This is a genomic window from Micrococcus sp. HMSC31B01, assembly GCF_001816085.1.
In the GTDB taxonomy this organism is placed as follows: Bacteria; Actinomycetota; Actinomycetes; order Actinomycetales; family Micrococcaceae; genus Micrococcus; species Micrococcus luteus.
Window position 1 is genome coordinate 1 of record NZ_KV825424.1, and the last position, 1,473, is coordinate 1,473.

The 1,473-nt window shown below is 74.9% G+C and carries 2 protein-coding genes and 1 pseudogene; 2 read left to right on the forward strand and 1 reads right to left on the reverse strand.

What is annotated here, in order from left to right:
- Window positions 1-52 precede the first annotated feature (52 nt).
- On the reverse strand, window positions 53-277 hold the full coding sequence (locus tag HMPREF3105_RS11790; RefSeq protein WP_049147317.1) for a helix-turn-helix domain-containing protein: 225 nt from the start codon (window positions 275-277) through the stop codon (window positions 53-55).
- A gap of 237 nt (window positions 278-514) precedes the next feature.
- On the opposite strand from HMPREF3105_RS11790, the gene HMPREF3105_RS11795 reads away from it, so the two are divergent.
- Together HMPREF3105_RS11795 and HMPREF3105_RS11800 are read left to right on the forward strand one after the other, a co-directional pair.
- On the forward strand, window positions 515-1,150 hold the full coding sequence (locus tag HMPREF3105_RS11795; protein ID WP_205805425.1) for an SAF domain-containing protein: 636 nt from the start codon (window positions 515-517) through the stop codon (window positions 1,148-1,150).
- Between the two features lie 2 nt (window positions 1,151-1,152).
- Window positions 1,153-1,473, forward strand: a pseudogene (locus HMPREF3105_RS11800) (ATPase); the annotation flags it as partial.

The following is a 1,473-nucleotide window of genomic DNA, read 5'->3' on the forward strand; positions in this document are numbered from 1 at the left end:
GGCCCAGACGGCCGAGGACCTGCTGCGCCCCGCCTGAGCAGACCGTGTGGGCTCAGCGGGCCTGCGCGTCCGCCTCGGTCCACTCCCGGACGCGGGCGCGCGTCACTTCCTTCTGACGCTCCACGTAGTCCTCGAGCCAGGACACCTCGATGCGCCACTGACCGCGGCCCCCGACCTGGATGGCCTGCAGCTCACCCGAGCGGACCAGGGCACGGGCGGCCTGACCGGAGATGTTCAGGGTCTCCGCCACGTCGGTCAGGGTGAGAAAGCGCTGCACGGTGCTCCTTCGGTCGAGGCGTCCAGGACGGTCGCGGGCGGCCCACGACGTCGACCCATTCAACCCCGGGAACACCCGGAGGCGACACTTTTCCACAGCGTACGCGGCGGATCCGGCGATCCACGGCCCCTGTGGTTACTCTGGGCGCAGCGCGGAGGGGCCGACACCGACGGGGTGCCGGGGCCGCGGCGGCCCGAGAGGCCGGTCCGAAGGGGGGAACATCCGGTGTCCACGACCATGTCCGCGTCCGCCGAGGGCGGCCGTCTGCGCCGGCCCCGCTGGCGGGATCCCCGGCTCCTCGTCGGTCTCATTCTCGTCCTCGCCTCGATCGCCGGCGTCGTGGCGCTGGTCGCCTCCTCCCAGCGGACCGCCGCGTACTGGACGGCTGCGGAGGACCTGCCCCCGGGCACACCCATCGCGGCCGGGGACCTGCGGCCCGTGGAGGTGAACCTCAGCGAGGCCGGCGAGCGGTACCTCAGCGCCGATGCTCCGGCGCCCGAGGGGCGGATGGTCTCCGGGACGGTCCGGGCCGGCGAGCTGCTGCCGGCGGCGGCACTGGTGGACGCGGACCCGGACGGCCGTCGTCCCGTCGGGGTGGCCCTGGACGAGCCGCTGCCGTCCGGCGTGGGCGTGGGAGACCGCGTGGACGTCTGGGTGGCCATGCCCGCGGAGGGAGGCCGCGGCCATGCGGACCCGGCCCGGCTGGCCGAGGCGCTCGAGATCTCCGAGGTCACGGCGGAGCAGAACGGCTTCGGCGGCTCGGGCACCACCCGGGTACAGCTGCTGGCACCGGAGGAGACCCTGCCGCGCATCGTGGACGCGAAGGTCAAGGACGCGCGGGTCACCCTCGTGCCGGCCCACGGGGTGCGCTGACCGTGCGCATCGCCCTGGCCACCACCGTCCAGCCGGGCCTGGACCACATCGGCCCGCTCGAGCGGCACCAGACGGACATCACGGTCCTCCGCCGGGCCGAGGACCTCGCCGAGCTGCTCGCGATCGCCCGCTCCGGTCTCGTGGACGCGGTCCTCGTAGCCGGGGACACCGAGTCCCTCACCGCCGCCTTCCTGGAGGAGACGGCCCGGCTGCCCCGACCCGTGGGCGTGGCGGCGCTCAGCGAGGTTCGCACCGAGCGCCGTCGCCTCCGCAGCATGGGGGTGCCCTGCGTGCGCGCCGACGCCGACCCCGAGCAGATCGCG

Bases quoted from the DNA above. Each gene is read 5' to 3' on its own strand.
- HMPREF3105_RS11795 (WP_205805425.1), top strand. From the start codon at position 515: ATGTCCGCGTCCGCCGAGGGCGGCCGTCTGCGCCGGCCCCGCTGGCGG.